The organism is Bacillus sp. SIMBA_008 (genome assembly GCF_046535495.1).
Classification (GTDB): Bacteria; Bacillota; Bacilli; order Bacillales; family Bacillaceae; genus Bacillus; species Bacillus subtilis.
The window spans coordinates 1-279 of sequence record NZ_JAWRWL010000323.1; the positions used below are offsets into that span (position 1 = coordinate 1).

General features: G+C 47.3%; 1 protein-coding gene. It reads left to right on the top strand.

The genetic code is table 11. From position 1 onward, the window contains the following. The coding region (locus SB658_RS23405; RefSeq protein ID WP_486308208.1) for a sensor histidine kinase at window positions 1–279 on the top strand (279 nt) is incomplete at both ends.

Below are 279 nucleotides of genomic sequence, written 5' to 3' on the forward strand. Positions count from 1 at the left end.
CGTGCAGCAGACGGCCCGCACTTCCTTAAATGAGGTCAGACAAATCGTCTCATCGATGAAAGGCATCCGATTGAAGGATGAGCTCGGCAATGTTCGGCAAATTCTTGAAGCGGCAGGAATTGAATTTGTGTATGAAGAAAAAGAAGCGCCCAAACATATCTCTTTGCTGAACGAAAACATCGTCAGCATGTGCATTAAAGAAGCCGTCACCAATGTCGTGAAACACAGCGGCGCCAAAGTATGCCGCATCACCATTCAGCAGCTTTGGAAAGAGGTTGT